Below are 15,450 nucleotides of genomic sequence, written 5' to 3'. Positions count from 1 at the left end.
CGACGTACTTTCCTCAACCGAAGAAGTCAAAAGCACAAGTCAGCCAGATTGGGTAGTAAGAGAGTTAAACGCCGAACAATTTTGTATCATCTCAATCAGGAATCTTCAACTGATCAACCATGATACAAAAACGTTTTGCTTTAACCCTTTTGCTGGCTACCACGGGTTTCTGGATGGCCGCCCGTACGGCCGACATCCTCGCCGATCTACGGTTAAAAACTGAAAATATTCAGGAAATTAGTATAGATGCCGTCACAGCCGATGGGCTGAATGTACCCTACGTACCCTATGAAGGCAAGCAGTGGGCGAAAGCCCTGTCGGCTCCCGCTAAAGTGGAGGCGGTAAAAGCCCTGGGGCGGGTAGTACGGGCCTATACGGAAACGGAAGATTTCCGCAAACGATACGATCAGTATATGCAGGAAAAGTATGACGTGAGTACGGATCAAACACGACGGCTTCAGTCGGATCAAAACGCTCGTCAGCAGATGAGCGAACAGTCGGAGGCACTGGGCGGATCGTACGATGAGATGGTTCGTCAATCGACGCAGGCGATGGCTCAAATGGAACCTTCGATGTTACGGATGCTATTGAAAACCCAGATTGAAGGCCTAGTAGAAGGATTGAACGGAGCTGAAGGAGAGACGAAAACCAAAGGGGCCGCCGAGCTGACCCAGCTTAAAAAGTTACAGGCGATTACCAATCCCGCAGAATTTAAGAAACAGTACCTAGCCTACTATACCCAATGGATGAACCAGCAAATCAAGGAAGGAAATGCCCGAATGGTGGAAGATGAGCAAGAAGCAAAGGAGAAAGCCGCTGACTATCAGAAACGCCTCGCTGAATATAAAGCTAACGCCAATCCGAAGCTTGCTCTGAAGGAACGGTTGCGGGAATGTATTGCCCTCATCGAAAGTGTAGACTTTAATGCCAAACTCATCAAAAAGGGCTCTCGACTGGAGTTCGAAAATCCCGACTACCGCAGTAAATCCAGTGCCTGGAAAACGGTATTCCGGATGGGACAGGAGCCCGCAATGGCCGTCCGGGATTTCGCTCAAGTGTGGCTTAAGGAGTTAAAATAGAAGCGTATTGAAACTGAAAAGGTCCCGTATACATGAGTTATACGGGACCTTTTCGGTATTTATCTTATCTTAACTAAAGAGAAGACTTAGTTTTTAAGTTTGTCTACCCGTAGCATATAGTTATACCCGCCCTGGAGTTCCAGCCCGGGGGTGGTTTTACCGGTGGCCGGATCGTATTCCCACACGTAATCCTTCCCCGTTTCGGCGTTGGAAAGGATATAGGCTTTGCCGTTGTCAATGGTTACGCTTTCGAGTGTTTCGGAGTTGTCGTAGGGAATATCGGTGAGCTTTTTCGTCACCGCTCCAGTACTCAGATTGACGATAGCAAAACCGTAGATATGGCTGGATTGTGAACCACTGGCTGCGATCTTGGGATCTTCGTACTTCACGACGGCTTCACCATTGCCGATATTCCACATCGCAAATACCGAGCCGCCTAATGCATCACTCAGATTGATTTTATAACTGGCATCAAACTCGGTCGTACCGCTTTTAATACGGTACAACACCGAGGGCAGTTTCATACTGCTTCGCGAGGAACCCGGCGTAGCCAGGTGATACAGATCACCACTGCTGGTCACGAACGAAGCTGGTTCCCACATGCTGATCCCGCCGGCTCCAGTGGTTTTGTCATCCTGTACCACTTTAGAAAGCGTCATGGCCGGATAATCGAATACGCCTACATTAACCTGGCGGTAGGCCGCGGGCCAGTTGCCTGTATACATAAATCCTACAAACAGTTTGCCCTTGGTGTACTCCGTCGTACCAATGCTCAGGTACGGATACCCGGTTGGGCTGGCGGGTACGCTCAGTTCGCCGTTGGTAATCGCCAGCGTCGTAGCATTGACTACCGAGTATAAAATCTTGTTGCTGTCGCCGTTTACGCCAATCAGCACCAGCGTATTGTCATCCACCCAGGTGTAGCTACTAACGTTTTTCTGATAGGTGTAGGGCACTTCCTTCACGGCCGTCAGCTGATTGTTTTCAAACTTGAATTTTGAAAATTTCCCATTGTTCGAACTGGTACTGGGGTAATAGTAAAAGCCACCGTGGGGAATGATGCCGTAATCGGCCTTGCCCGTCACTTCCACGCCATTTCCGGACAGGCTAAGCACGCCCGTTTGGAGGGAATTGGTGCCGACCACGTACTGGAAGGTATTGGGCCAGCTACCCACCTGAAGCCACACGGCGTAGTCGGGAGCCTGATCGTTAGCGGGCTCTTCAGCGGGACTGTCTTTGCTACAGGATTGGAAACACGCCAGGGCCGTCAGCAACAAAAGGGACGAAAGAGTTTTGTGAAACAAACGCATACGTAAAAATGGATTAGGAACGAAAGGAGTTATTGAATGAAATAGCGGAGCTTCACCCCAAAGGCCCGACCCGGTTTCTGCAGCCGGAAATTGTCGTAGGCCAGAGCGTTTGCCAGATTCCGGCTCTCGAAGGAAATGTTGTACTTCCCGTTTTCGCGGGAGTAGGTGAGGGAGGCGTTCTGGATGAACTGGGTCGGAATCCGGTTGAGGCTGGCCTTGGTACCGAAGGCTTCCCAGCTCAGGTAAAACCAGTGGACGTACTGAGCCCCCCAGTTCAGTTGAAGTCGGGTGTTTTTGCCCAGTAAATTGTTTTTCCCGATGCTGATGTCCGCATTACCGAAGGCCCAGGGCTGATTAGGAATTTTGTTGAGGTACGTAGCCTCGGGCGTACCCGTGGAGCCCGGTGCGTATTTGGTCGTGTTGATGGCGTTCTGGTAGCTGCCATTCACCATAATACTCAGCAGGTGATCGTAATCGTAGCGAAACTCGGCTTCCAGTCCGTTCACGCGTACTTTGGACGTATTGGCATAGCGGCTTACGGCCCGGTTGGATTGATAGACAACGGCGTAAATGAAATCGCTGGCATCGCGGAAAAACCAGGAGGCTTCGGCAAAAAAGTGGTGTTTCTGTACGCGTTTATTCAGGAAAGCTCCTACGTTCACGTTATGACTGGCCTCCGGCTTCAGATCCAGATTGGCAATGATCGTGTAGCCATTGCCGAACATTTCACCCACTTCCTGCAGGCGGTACGAGCGTTCGTACGAAGCTTTCACGCCGATTGATTCCGAAATCCGGAACCGCGAGGCAATACCGTAGCCCAGCCGGTGAATGAAATCCTGTACGCTGGACGTTTCGCCGGATGTATCCAAGGCCCGATCTTGAGCAATGGACATGCCATAATATTTGCCGAAATACGTCGTCATCCACCGCTGATCAAGCAGATTTTGTTGATAGGCGAGTCCCAGCAGGTGTTTCCCGAGTATACCCGGACTGGCGTCTCCTTCCTCCACTAACTCGTTATACATTTTGTTTTTAACGTGATCGAAGGTGTAGTTGACGTTGATTGAATGCTGATCCGTCAGGGCATAACTCGCATTGACCCGGCCAAAGGTTTTGGGTCGGATCACCCGATTCAGGGAGCGGCCATAGCCAATTTCCGCCTGATTGGTTTTCACCCGCGAACCGTCCCAGGCGTATTGATAACCCGCCGTATCGACCACTACGTAATTATCCACGGAACGTGACAGAAAGGCGTTTACATCCAAACCCTGGACCAGAAAGTTGTTTTTTCGGTACCGAACCGACGTATTCCAGGCATCGCCGTGGCGGGTCGCTGCTCCGTATACGACCTCCTGCCGGGTGCCCGTCTGAATATCCTGAGCCGACGTATTATACGAAGCTCCCACAAAGAAGACGTCGGCCCACTTTTTATTGTTCACCCCCACTTCGAGCTGTCCCATCGCCGACTGAAATGTATCGTGAAAACGACGAAGGTCTTTCTTGACGTAGACTTCCCGATCAGCATCCCATATTTCGATGCCCCGCATGATGTAATTGTTGTTGGAGTAATTGTAGAAGGCATTGGCCCGTAGCGTGAGGCCCGTTCGGGGGTGAATGTACTGGCCCGTAAGAGCCGCCCGATGCGTGTTGAAGGAGCTGTAACTGTAGCTGGCATCTAGGTAGTTACGGATCTGCTGATTCGTGATGAGGTTCACGGCCCCGCCCATCGCATCCGAGCCCAGCGATACCGGCACGACGCCTTTGTATACTTCGATACGCTCGGCCAGATTGACGGGAATAGTATTCAGCGTGAGCGAACTGCCCATGACTTCCAGCGGAATACCGTCAATGAAAAACCGGACAGCCTTCCCCGATAAACCATTGATTGAGAAGTTGAAATCCGAACCCAGACCGCCCTGCTCGCGTACCCGAACGCCCGTTGTGCGGTTGAGTACCTGGTTCATATCCACGTTGGTATTGGCAAATAGGCGGGTTTCGATGGCGTTGACGGCGAAGGCCTGTTCCTTGACCTGCTGGTTCTCGGTCTTGCCCGTTACGACAACTTCGTTCATCGTGCGGGAATCGGCTTTGAGAATGAACGTAACGGATTGTCCGGCCCGAACTTCCTTGGATTGGGGCAGAAAACCCACCCCCGAAGCCGTAATCGTCAGTAATTCCGTCCGGTTTACCCGAAGCTGAAAGGCCCCCGTCGTATCCGTCGTGGTACCGAGGGAAGAGCCTTTTACGCGGATGCTGATCCCCACGAGGGGCAGCTTGTCTTCGGAATGAACCGTACCCGAAACGGTCGGTCCAGTCTGGGCCAACGACCGGAGAGTTAGGAAGAAAAGAAGGAAAAAAGAGGTAGAAATAGACGCTTGCATGGGGAAACGAGAAGGGGAAACAACGCCTTCTCATCTCCTAGTTGCATAAACCCGACTATACCGAAGCTGGGAAAGAAATAAAATGCGGTCCGTGAAACGCGGCAGCCTTAGTCAGACGTTTGGCCGGACGCTTCCTTCAGTTTTTCGAGCCGTAAGAGATAATCCACGGAGCCTTCGATTTTCAGCCCTTTTCTCAGGCTCTGATCGTTTGGATTATAGACCCAGATGTAATTATTGTCGGGCCCGGCATTGACAGAAATATACACCAAACCCCGATCCACGAGTACGCAGCTACGGGCACTGCCTTTGTCCAGGGGTAAAGCCAGTTTACGGGTCGTTTTTTGATTCAGGTCTACCACGTAAAATTCCAGATGTGGTACCTGATAATGGTCTTCCATGGTTTTAAAAAGCTCCCGTCGTTCACTCCGGACGATCGCCTGACCTTTTCCAATGTACCAGAGCCCATACGCGTGATTGTGAATAGCGGAGACTGAAATATTGAAAAAGTACGTAGAGTCCAGGGTCGCTTCGCCCGCTTTGATCCGGTAGATAGCCGTTGGTTTCTGGGGGTGATTGCCTAACGCAAAGCCCGGACAGGCCAGAAAATAAAAATCTCCCTTTTCGTCAGCGAACGTACTGGGCTGCTCCGTATTGACGCTTCCCGGATACGTCGATTTCGTGTCTTTCTGTGTACGGATGAGTCGCATTGAAGGATACGCCAGCGTAGTCACGTAAAGTGTATCGCTGGTGGTATACTGACCAGGGCGACCGGATACCGTGTGATACGTATAGCCAACGAAGAGCTCGGAACCCCGAAAGTGACTGAACCCCACCGACATGGAATTATAAGGCCCAAAAGGTAGGGGCAGGGGTAATTTTCCCGTTTGGGCCTGCATCGTACGGACATCGACGCGGGCGTACTGCAATTTGGAAATTTTACGATTGTACGAAATCAGGAAAAGCGAATCCGGCTTGGGCCAGCTATAGTTTTCAATGAAAGAAACATCGGGTAGTGCTACGGAATCCTGAGCCGTAAAGTGCTGATCAATCAGCCGATGGCGGACCAGGTAGCCGCTCTTTCGGTTCATGTGGTAAAAATTCCCATCCCGTTCGATTAGCTCCGCCCAAAACTGGGGAATCGGGACCGGAACGCCTTTGCTGATAGGATCAATACGGCCGGAATCCAACTGATCCGTACGTACGATGTATTCCCGGGCATCTCCGGACCTCATGACATAAATTCCGTACGTTCCTTCCGGGTGGGATTGTTGACAGCCGATTAGACCAAGCAGACTCCAGAAAACAAGTAAAAACTTCAGGTGCATACAGCTACTTCAAATACCCCATTCATCCATCAATTGCCGTTTGGCGACGGGCGGAAGGCTCTGGAGCGATTTTTCTTTAATGACCAATATCTTTTCGTGATCGGCTTTCTGACAGGTATGAAAAGCAAAGTACGTTTCCCCTTTCTGGAAGGAAAAACGCTCGGGTGATTGCTCGATAAACGAAAGTTGCACGTCTTTTTTGGGCTGAATTTCTAACCGTCCGCAGAAGTTAATGATGCCCGCCTTCGTGACCTGAACCTTGCTCTCGGGACCCGCCGCCAGGGTATAGTCCCGGGCAGAAATTTCCTGTGACGGAGCGGTAGCGGGCGTGTGCGGGCGATACAGCAACCAGCCCAGACCCAGTACGACCAAGCACGCGGTGGCGACGGAGCCGGGCAGCGACCACCGGGAAAGCCGACGCGGTTTCGACGAAGGTAACTCCTGCTGAATTTCCGCCCACATTTCCTGCTGGATGGCTGCTTCGTCCACGAAAGCGGGGAACGAATCATCCATGTCCGAGTCGTCCAGCAGCCAGTTTTCTACGGCTGTGTTTTCCTCGGGCGTGCAGTGTCCACGGTGGTATTTTTCAAGGAGTTCCTTCGTAACCTTCATGATAGCTTTTAGCGAAAGCCAGGGTTCTTTTCGGTAAAAGTAGCATATCGAAGGTCTTACCGCAGTACCAGTCGGATGAAAAAATCAGAGGGCGTATTCGGGTAAGTTCGTTTTCAGGGAAAAGAGTGCTTTGGAGATGTGGTGCTCTACGGCCCGTTCCGAGATCAGAAGATGAGAGGCAATTTCTTTATTGGTGAGACCCTGTTCGCGGCTCATCCGAAATACCCGCTGGCACTGGGAGGGGAGGCGTTCGATGAGGGAAGCGAGCCGTTCTGACAAACTCTGGGCCAATACTTCATGCTCGGTATAATTCTGGGCCTGTACCTGCCGGGAACCTAAGTGCTGGAGATGTTGCTCGTGGATTTTTTCGTTGCGAAAGTGTTCAAATACCTTCAGTTTGGCCGAGCGGACCAAGTATTTTTCAACGGACTGCGTAATCTCTAGTTCATTTTTTCGCTCCCAAAGCGATTTGAAAATATCCTGTACCATCTCCTTCACCAGTTCCGGATCGCCAATGGAATGGTAACAGACCGTATATACCTTTCGCCAATATAACTGATAGATTTCCTTAAAGGAATCTTCAGTAATTCGCGTAGGGCTTGAAGCCGAGGACAGAGTAGACATAGGGCAATCGATTCGCTTCTGAACAGGATGGGGCAAATATAGAGTTTTATTTATAATGATTCCAAATAGTATGCAGGTTAATAATGTAGGGGCAAAGGCGAAGGCGGGGCAGTAGGCGGGAAAAGCTTCCCCTAATGAACCCTCAGGGACGAAGCAAAACCAGCTTTATCCGTGAAAAAATGGATTATCCACCGCTGTTGCAGAGAATACTTGAAACTCCCGTAGGAAAGAAATACGGGAATGCGTTAATTTTATGGGTCATTATCTAGAATATGCCTATACTCTAGACCTTGCTATGAAATTAAAAGTCCCCCTCATACTCCTCCTGCTGGCCAGCATCTTATGGTATTGCAAAACCAGTCAGCCCCCAGCGGCACAGACCCAGACCGCTGAAGAAAAAAACGTCCGTACCGATGCAGTAGCGGTGGTGTCCGCTCAGGAAGCCCTGAAATACATGACCATCGAGGATGGATTTGAGGTACAGCTGGTAGCGGCTGAACCCCTTGTTGAAGCTCCGGTTGCTCTGAGCTTCGACCCTAAAGGACGCATCTGGGTGGTGGAAATGCCAGGGTACATGAACGATACGCTGGGTTCGAATGAAGAGGCTCCCACCGGTAAAATTGTCATTCTCGAAGATACCAATCAGGATGGTCAGGCGGATCGCAAAAAGGTGTTTCTGGATTCGCTCATTTTGCCCCGGGCCATCTGTTTCATCGAAAATGGCATCCTCGTAGCCGAGCCGCCGTACCTGTGGCATTACGAAATCAAAAATGATAAACCGGGGAAGAAAACCCTCGTAGATTCAACGTATGCCAAGGGGGGGAACGTCGAACATCAGGCCAATGGGTTGGTACGAGCATTGGATAACTGGATTTACAATGCCAAATCGGACAAGCGGTATCGCAAAGTCGGCGAAAAGTGGCTCATTGAAAAGACGCATTATCGGGGTCAGTGGGGTATAGCTCAGGATAATACGGGGCGTTTGTACTATAATCATAACTCCCAGAATGTCATTGCTGATTATTACTTGCCGGGTTTTGGAGCCGGAAACGCCAATCAACGCAACGACGTAGCAGGCTTTAATACCAACATCACCACCGATAACCGGGTGTACCCGCTACACGCGACGCCGGGCGTAAACCGGGGGTACATGAAAGAAACGCTCGACGATAGTTTGCGACTCCGTAGTTTCACGGCAGCCTGCGGACCCGTCGTGTACCGGGGCGAACAATTTCCGGCCGCGTATGCTTCCAACGTATTCGTCGCCGAACCTTCGGCCAATTTAGTGAAACGGAATCTGGTGCAGGAGCAGGGGAATGTTCTAGTGGCCAAACAGGCGTATCAAAAACGTGAATTTTTAGCCAGTACGGACGAACGCTTCCGGCCGGTAAGTCTGAACAACGGTCCGGACGGAGCCCTGTACCTGATCGACATGTACCGGGGTATCATTCAGCACAAAACCTACCTGACTACGTATCTGAAAGGACAGATTGCCAAACGGCAACTTACGCAACCCTTGAATTGCGGCCGGATTTATCGCATCGTTTCCAAACAAAAGCCGTACACAGCCGCCCAAAGGCCCTTGCCGCAGCAACCCGAGCAACTAGTAGCTTTATTGGAAAGTCCGAACGGCTGGTTACGGGATTATGCTCAGCAAGCCCTGATCGATGGCAAATACACGACGATGGTCCCCCGGCTGCGACAACTCCTGACGGAAGGGTCGCAGGAACTGGCTCGGGTGCACGCCCTGTGGACGCTGGAAGGGTTAGGAGCCTTGTCGACGCAGGACGTACTGCTTTGCCTGCGGGATTCTTCCTGGCCGATTCGTCGGCAGGGATTAGGCGTGATTCCTTCGCAACTATCAGCCAGCAACTGGCAACTCTACGCGGTCGAGCTGGAAAAAAGAACGAACGATACGCTGGCCTACCCGTACCTGGCTTTTTTGAGCGGCTCTCTGCGTCGCTTTAACGCTACGGCCGCCGATGCATTGGCGGAAAAGATTTTACAAAAACGGCCCCGGGATCGTTACCTAGCAGCGGCCGTGGTGAGTACACTGGCAAATCAGGAAGCGGAATTTCAGAATCGACTCCGAGCGAGTTTACCGGATTCCAATCTGGCCGTATATCGTAGCCTGAAAGTGGCCCTGAAGAATGCCGCCAGCACCCGTACCAACCGCGATCCGGCCCTGCTAGCCCGACAGTATCCGAAGGGAGCAAACCTTTTCAATACTATTTGCCAGACCTGTCACGGAAAAGACGGGAACGGCGTGGCTTCGCTGGCTCCCCCGCTCAACAAATCGGAGTGGGTTACGGGCCGGAAAGATCATCTGATTTCCATTGTACTGTATGGTCTGACTGGACCCGTATCGGTGAACAATCACTTGTACACGGCACCCGAAATCAATGCCGATATGCCCGGTATTGGGTATGATCCTTCGCTATCGAGTGGCGATGTGGCTGAGCTATTGAGTTTCATTCGGAAATCCTGGCAAAACAATGCCGAAGGGGTGACGACTGGTGAAGTAAATCAGGTACGGAAAAGCCTGGTGAAACGCGAAAAAGCATTCACAATTAAAGAATTACAGGGTCAGCAATAATCCCTTGGTAATTAAACCCTACGTCCCTTTACTACGTTTTGGTAGTGAAGGGACGTAGGCATTTAAAGCCATTGTTCAACTTGGTAATTAATGGAGTATATGAATATCGAAGAAACCAACGGCTGGGAAGCTTCCGCGGCAGCCTGGATTGCCGACATGGGAGAAACCGGCGATTATGGTCGTCAGTACGTATTGGATCGGCCGATGCTCGATCGGGTTCGGCCCTTTCGACGGGCTTTGGATGTGGGTTGTGGCGAAGGGCGTTTTTGCAGGATGATGCAGGAAATCGGAATTCAAACGGTAGGCATTGATCCAACTGAAACCTTACTGAAAGAAGCTAGGCATCGCGATCCGGCGGGCAAATATCACTTGGGCAAAGCCGAAGCACTACCGTTTCCAGACGCCTCGTTTGATCTGGTCGTAAGTTATTTAACGCTGATTGATATTCCCGATATTCGACGGGCTATTGCGGAGATGAGTCGCGTTCTGATGCCCGGCGGAAGCCTGCTGATCGCCAACCTGACCAGCTTTAATACGGCAGGTGTCGAAACAAGCTGGATACCCGACCCGATGGGACAACTTAAGTATGGAATCGACCGTTACCTGGAGGAACGGGCCGCCTGGGTGAGCTGGCGGGGCATTCACATTCAGAACTACCACCGACCGCTGAGTACCTACATGACCCTGCTACTCGAACAGGGCTTACAGCTACGGCATTTTTCCGAGCCCAGGCCCTACGGTGGCGATCCGGCGAAAGTAGAGCATTATAGCCGCGTACCTTATTTTATGATGATGGAATGGCAGAAGCCACTCCGGTAAGTGCATGACAATAAAACGGTTTAAGTTCCGGCTTCTACGATGGCTGGGTGGATTTATACTAGTTATTTTTTTGATTGTTAACGTTCTGATGGCTTTTCATGCCTATCGGTTTACGTATTTTTACGAAGCTCACGAAGCCCAGTTTCGCCGTCCCGAGCAAATGACGACGGGCGAAAAGCTTTCGCAGGCTCTCTTTGGTTTTCGTATTCCCAAACGGTCGGTCAACGAAACGCCCGATTGGCCGTACCAGACCATTCGACTCAAAAACGAACGCAATCAAACGCTGGTGGGTTGGTACGCTCCAGCGGAAGAAGCCTCGAAAGGAACGGTGATTCTCTGGCACGGACATGGTTCCGCGAAATCCCGGGTACTTGCCGAGGCGACTTACTTTCGGCAGCTGGGATACGCCGTTGCTCTGTTTGATTTCCGGGCTCACGGACAGTCGGATGGGAACGTGTGTACGATCGGCTACCACGAAACCAAGGATGTCAAAACGGTCTATGATTGGGTACGGGCCAAAGGCGAACGACGGATCATCCTTTGGGGGATGTCGATGGGAGCCGCTACGATTCTGAAAGCCATCCCGGAGTTTAATCTACAGCCGACGAAAGTGATTGTGGAGTGCCCCTTTGCTTCCCTGGAAGATGCCGTGAGAGGTCGCCTGCGTTCCCTACATTTGCCCGAACAGCCGCTGGCGAATTTGTTGCTCTTTTACGGCGGACTGGAACGTAATCTGAAAGCCTGGGAGTACCAGCCCGCCGAATATGCCCGAAAATTAACGATGCCCGTATTGCTCCAATGGGGCCGTAGTGATCCCCGGGTATCGCGGGATGAAACGGATCGGATTTTCCGTAACCTGGCTTCAAGCCAGAAGCAACTGGTGATTTACCAGGAATCAGGACATCAGTCGTTTTGCCGCCACGAAACCGATCGTTGGGAACGTACGGTGCGTAACTTCCTGAATCGCTGAGAACTAGTCGTCGATCGAGACGGTGGCCGCGTGTACCGTCTGACTTTTGAGCGTCATCGGAAACTGAGTGCCCTGATAACGAACCAGCACGGACTGGCTGCCTGTACCCAAGTGAGTGGGTTGTCCGGCGGTGGCTACGACGAGCAGTTCGCCCTTGGAGAGAGCACCCCGGATATAGGGGCGAGGATCCTGATTTTCGGCCAGGATTTGCGTACCGGGCCGCTTGTCGGTTTGCCAGGTTTTACCGTTGTCGATCGAGAATTCCAGTAACAGGTTGTATTGCGTATTGGGGTCATTCCAGAAGCGATTGAACTGGAACGATCGCCACTTGCCCGCTTCGATGTAGTCCTGACCGATGGTACGCTTGCGGCTGTCCGTCCAGTTGTACAACCCGCCCCCGTAGCGATACGAACCCGTGACGTACCCCCACAGCGACATACTTTCCAGAATCCAGCTACCAACGGCGGGCCAGGCTCCGGTGCCATCGTTGCCACCTTCGTACACGGACATGATCCATTCGATGTTCTGCGGACGATGGCCCGCGGGCAGAGTCTGGAAATACGCATCCGTCCATTCCAGTTTTTTCTGAATCGGGTGAAGGCTTTTGCTGGCATAATCCGCCTGGGAAGCGTACAGTTTTCCTGGCCCGATGACGCTGGGTTCGTGCGAGGGATCGTTCCAGAAATAATACGGTAAATGAAAATAGGGTAGCGTACCCGGAAAAACCGTAACACCCGCTTCTTTAAACATCAGGTACCGCTGCATATTAGCCAGCTTCCCGCTCGGGTTCTGCTCCGAGCCGCCGGCTTCATTACAGAGCGAATTGTGCGAAGAACAGTACACCTGGAACGAAACGTTAGGGTATTTGTCTTTGACTTCCCGAATGGCCCGGCAGAGGGTTTTGACACCAAGGTACGTATATGGGCCTTCTTCCAGATCCAAGTCGAGCAGGATCGGATGATCGCCCCAGCCTACTTCCATGGGCAAGTCGATGGCGTACCCTCTCACTGCGTTATACACTTCCTGATACCGTTGGGCAACTTGCGGCGAATCCATCCAGTTACCCGGAAAGACATTTGAGTACATCATGCGGTAGACGCCCGTTGTTTTCGGAAGATTGTACGCCGCCAGAATAGGCTTAAGCCGACCAGGCTGTATACCCCGCTGATTCCACTGGGGATGATGAAAACCGCCGTGCAAATCGGCTAGCATCGTCAGATGCACGTAGTTGATCGCTCCTTTCTTTACCTGTTCAGCCTGTACGTTGAAATCAAAATCAGTTGAGATCGTATTGATCGCTCCCTTGGGTAGCTGATAGGTGGGAATCTGGTTAAGGGCCGCTCGTCCGGCCGGGGCCGTGAGCGTAAGCCGATTGATTTCCTTGGGCGAAGCCAGCGTAGTCGTCGATGTTCCGGAAAGCAGGCGAGGCGATCCTTCGGGGCGGTCCAGCCAAAACCAGGCGGCTAATGCCATCGTCAAGGCCAGGGCCATGAAAAGGTAGTTTTTCATTAGAAGCATATCTACTAAACTGAAAAAACGCCGGATTTAGCGTTTTGGTTACGGAAAAGGAAAATCAGAACGGAAAAATAGCCTTCCAAAAGTCCCGCAAAAATGATTCTTCTTTGGCTGATTTGTTCATCGGTCTTCCTGTTTTGCCGGATTTTGAAGGAATAGTCCTGCTTCCACGAATGTCGGTTAAAACAATTTCAGTAGTGAACACGGTTAGATAGGATTCTTCTGTTCCTCCTTTAAAGATCAGGTAAAGCAAACCTGTCTCCAGCGGCAGGCCACATCCCTGAAACTCGGATCTATTCATGATCCATCCCTGCTCGTGATGCTCTGAACGGCGGCGGTTACAAATCGTTGGTGCTCGTACTTCGTCTAGAAAATACGCATACCGTCTTCTGCTCAATTCAGTACGGACAAATCCCATTTCAGTTCTTTTGACGTAGTAAACCCCTCCGATTCGCGGCAATTTTGAACCGTCGATTTGATACACAAGTCGCATTATTCAACCTTCAATCTATTCTCGATATGTCAGTCAAAACTAGTACTGCGGCTTCCCGTACCATTCGTAATCCCATGCTGAAAGATGAAGTAGTTTTTCTGGAAACCAGTCTGGAAAGTCAGGGCCAACATACGCTGGTCGAAGTGACGCTGTCGGCGGGGGGAGGCAATCCGCTGCACTTCCACCGGGCGTTTTCCGAAGAGTTTACCTGTCTGGAAGGCGAACTGGGTATTCAACTGGGTAAGCAGATGCTGTACCTCAAACCGGGCGAATCGGCGATGGCCCCGGCAATGAGTCGCCACCGCTTTTTCAACCGGACGAGCGAACCCTGCCGGTTTCGCTGTCGCATTGCCCCGGGTTTTCCGGGCTTCGAGCAAACGTTGCAGATTACCTACGGCCTGGCCTGTGATGGCAAAGCCAATGCCCAGGGAATGCCCAAAAATCCCTATGAACTAGCGTACGCCTTCATGATTAGCGGAACGTGCCTGACGGGCTGGATGAGCGTACTGCAACCCGTACTGAATTACCTCGGCCAGCAGGCGATCAAGAAAGGCATTGCTGCTGAGTTACAGCGTAGGTATCTGAAAATCTGGTGAAAGCCGATTGCTTTTAGTGCTTTTCGGTACCCTTTTCATTCGCTGAACATTGGATTTCATGAAACAGTGGGCACGGTTTGACCGCTACGACTTTCTGATTTATCTACTCAATTACCCGGCTCTGATCATTGCCAATTACATTATCTTTGGGGCGACGTACTTTCAGCATCGTTCCTTGTTCGTGAGTACCACGCTGATTGCCAATGGCTGGGGACTGGTTGTATTCGTTACCCTTACGCTCTGGATGAAATTCATGCGGTTTTGCTACGGAGCCCCGGATGAGTTCGGGCAGCGATTACTGTATTCCATGCTGGGCTACGTGGCGGTGATGATGTCGGTTATTCTCGGCGTCTTCTGGGTATACGACCAACTGGGATATCTATACAATCCCGATAAGATTCCCTGGGTATTGATGATAGGTTTTGTTACGAACGTTACGTCGGCGGGTTGTCACGAATCCATTTTTACGTATAATCAGCTCCGGGAAAGTACCCGTCGGGAAGTGGTACTGAAAGAGTTGAACATGCAGCAGCAGATGGATGTGCTCAAACAACAGGTCAATCCGCATTTTCTGTTCAATAGTCTCAATTCGCTGATTGCCCTGATCGGCGAAAATCCGGTTCAGGCCGAAACCTTCGCTCAGGAGCTGAGTTCCGTGTACCGTTACGTGTTACGGGCCAACGAGCAGGATCTGACGGATTTGCATACGGAGCTGGAATTTATCCGCTCCTATGCTCATTTGTTACGCACCCGGCACGGGGCGGGCTTTCAATTGGTGAGCCAGATCGACCCGCAGTACCGGCGGTATCAGTTGCCACCCCTGACGCTTCAGCTACTGGTGGAAAACGCCGTCAAGCACAATGTGGTACTGGGCAGCCAGCCCCTACGCGTAGAAATCCACACGGATGAGCTGGCCAATCTCTACGTCCGAAACAACCTGCAACCGAAAAAACAACGGCTTCCTTCCAATGGGGTGGGGCTGACGAATATCGTTCGGAAGTACCAGATGCTCGGACAGGCTCAGCCTTCCGTGCGACAGGAGGCGGGCCAGTTTGTCGTAGCTCTGCCGCTGATACCCGTCTAAAAATGCACGTAGCCGCATCGGTAGGGCCACAATTTCCCCGTACCTT

General features: G+C 51.5%; 13 protein-coding genes. 6 read left to right on the top strand and 7 right to left on the bottom strand.

The genetic code is table 11. From position 1 onward, the window contains the following. Positions 1–119 precede the first annotated feature (119 nt). The gene (locus C5O19_RS10440; RefSeq protein ID WP_104711929.1) at positions 120–1,079 is read left to right on the top strand and encodes a hypothetical protein; all 960 of its coding nucleotides are present in this window, start codon (positions 120–122) and stop codon (positions 1,077–1,079) included. Positions 1,080–1,165: 86 nt separating this feature from the next. On the opposite strand, the gene C5O19_RS10435 is transcribed toward C5O19_RS10440, so the two are convergent. From C5O19_RS10435 to C5O19_RS10415, 5 genes are all read right to left on the bottom strand, one after another. Then, positions 1,166–2,389: a DUF4374 domain-containing protein gene (locus C5O19_RS10435; protein ID WP_104711926.1), complete on the bottom strand. Its 1,224-nt coding sequence runs from the start codon at positions 2,387–2,389 to the stop codon at positions 1,166–1,168. A 29-nt stretch (positions 2,390–2,418) separates the two neighbouring features. Further along, a complete protein-coding gene (locus C5O19_RS10430; protein ID WP_104711924.1) occupies positions 2,419–4,770 on the bottom strand; it encodes a TonB-dependent receptor in 2,352 nt (783 codons plus the stop codon). 107 nt (positions 4,771–4,877) lie between these two features. Further along, complete coding sequence (locus C5O19_RS10425; protein WP_165795998.1) at positions 4,878–6,002, bottom strand: DUF4374 domain-containing protein; 1,125 nt, start codon at positions 6,000–6,002, stop codon at positions 4,878–4,880. Positions 6,003–6,104: 102 nt separating this feature from the next. Next, positions 6,105–6,707 carry a hypothetical protein gene (locus tag C5O19_RS10420; RefSeq protein ID WP_104711920.1) on the bottom strand — a complete coding sequence of 201 codons (603 nt, stop codon included), beginning with the start codon at positions 6,705–6,707 and terminating at the stop codon, positions 6,105–6,107. Positions 6,708–6,791: 84 nt separating this feature from the next. Continuing rightward, positions 6,792–7,331, bottom strand: coding sequence for an RNA polymerase sigma-70 factor (locus C5O19_RS10415; RefSeq protein WP_104711918.1), 540 nt, complete (start codon positions 7,329–7,331; stop codon positions 6,792–6,794). Positions 7,332–7,626: 295 nt separating this feature from the next. Here C5O19_RS10415 and C5O19_RS10410 point away from each other — a divergent pair, with 295 nt between their 5' ends. The 3 genes from C5O19_RS10410 to C5O19_RS10400 all read left to right on the top strand — a co-directional run bounded on the left by C5O19_RS10410 (position 7,627) and on the right by C5O19_RS10400 (position 11,716). Next, a complete protein-coding gene (locus tag C5O19_RS10410; RefSeq protein WP_104711916.1) occupies positions 7,627–9,927 on the top strand; it encodes a DUF7133 domain-containing protein in 2,301 nt (766 codons plus the stop codon). Between the two features lie 99 nt (positions 9,928–10,026). Next, positions 10,027–10,746, top strand: a complete 720-nt coding sequence (locus C5O19_RS10405) for a class I SAM-dependent methyltransferase (RefSeq protein WP_104714043.1) — start codon at positions 10,027–10,029, stop codon at positions 10,744–10,746. A 70-nt stretch (positions 10,747–10,816) separates the two neighbouring features. Then, positions 10,817–11,716, top strand: coding sequence for an alpha/beta hydrolase (locus C5O19_RS10400; protein WP_165795997.1), 900 nt, complete (start codon positions 10,817–10,819; stop codon positions 11,714–11,716). A 3-nt stretch (positions 11,717–11,719) separates the two neighbouring features. Here C5O19_RS10400 and C5O19_RS10395 read toward each other — a convergent pair whose 3' ends face one another. Both C5O19_RS10395 and C5O19_RS10390 read right to left on the bottom strand, forming a co-directional pair. Further along, positions 11,720–13,225, bottom strand: coding sequence for a hypothetical protein (locus C5O19_RS10395; protein WP_133163343.1), 1,506 nt, complete (start codon positions 13,223–13,225; stop codon positions 11,720–11,722). Between the two features lie 64 nt (positions 13,226–13,289). Beyond that, positions 13,290–13,715 (bottom strand): hypothetical protein, encoded by a 426-nt coding sequence (locus C5O19_RS10390; RefSeq protein WP_133163342.1) that lies wholly within the window; start codon positions 13,713–13,715, stop codon positions 13,290–13,292. Between the two features lie 35 nt (positions 13,716–13,750). On the opposite strand from C5O19_RS10390, the gene C5O19_RS10385 reads away from it, so the two are divergent. Next, positions 13,751–14,320, top strand: a complete 570-nt coding sequence (locus tag C5O19_RS10385) for a cupin domain-containing protein (RefSeq protein ID WP_104711908.1) — start codon at positions 13,751–13,753, stop codon at positions 14,318–14,320. A 58-nt stretch (positions 14,321–14,378) separates the two neighbouring features. Next, positions 14,379–15,404: a sensor histidine kinase gene (locus C5O19_RS10380; protein WP_104711906.1), complete on the top strand. Its 1,026-nt coding sequence runs from the start codon at positions 14,379–14,381 to the stop codon at positions 15,402–15,404. Positions 15,405–15,450: the final 46 nt, after the last annotated feature.

Origin of the sequence: Siphonobacter curvatus (genome assembly GCF_002943425.1) — a bacterium.
GTDB lineage: Bacteria > Bacteroidota > Bacteroidia > Cytophagales > Spirosomataceae > Siphonobacter > Siphonobacter curvatus.
This window is presented reverse-complemented; position numbering and strand designations above follow the sequence as displayed.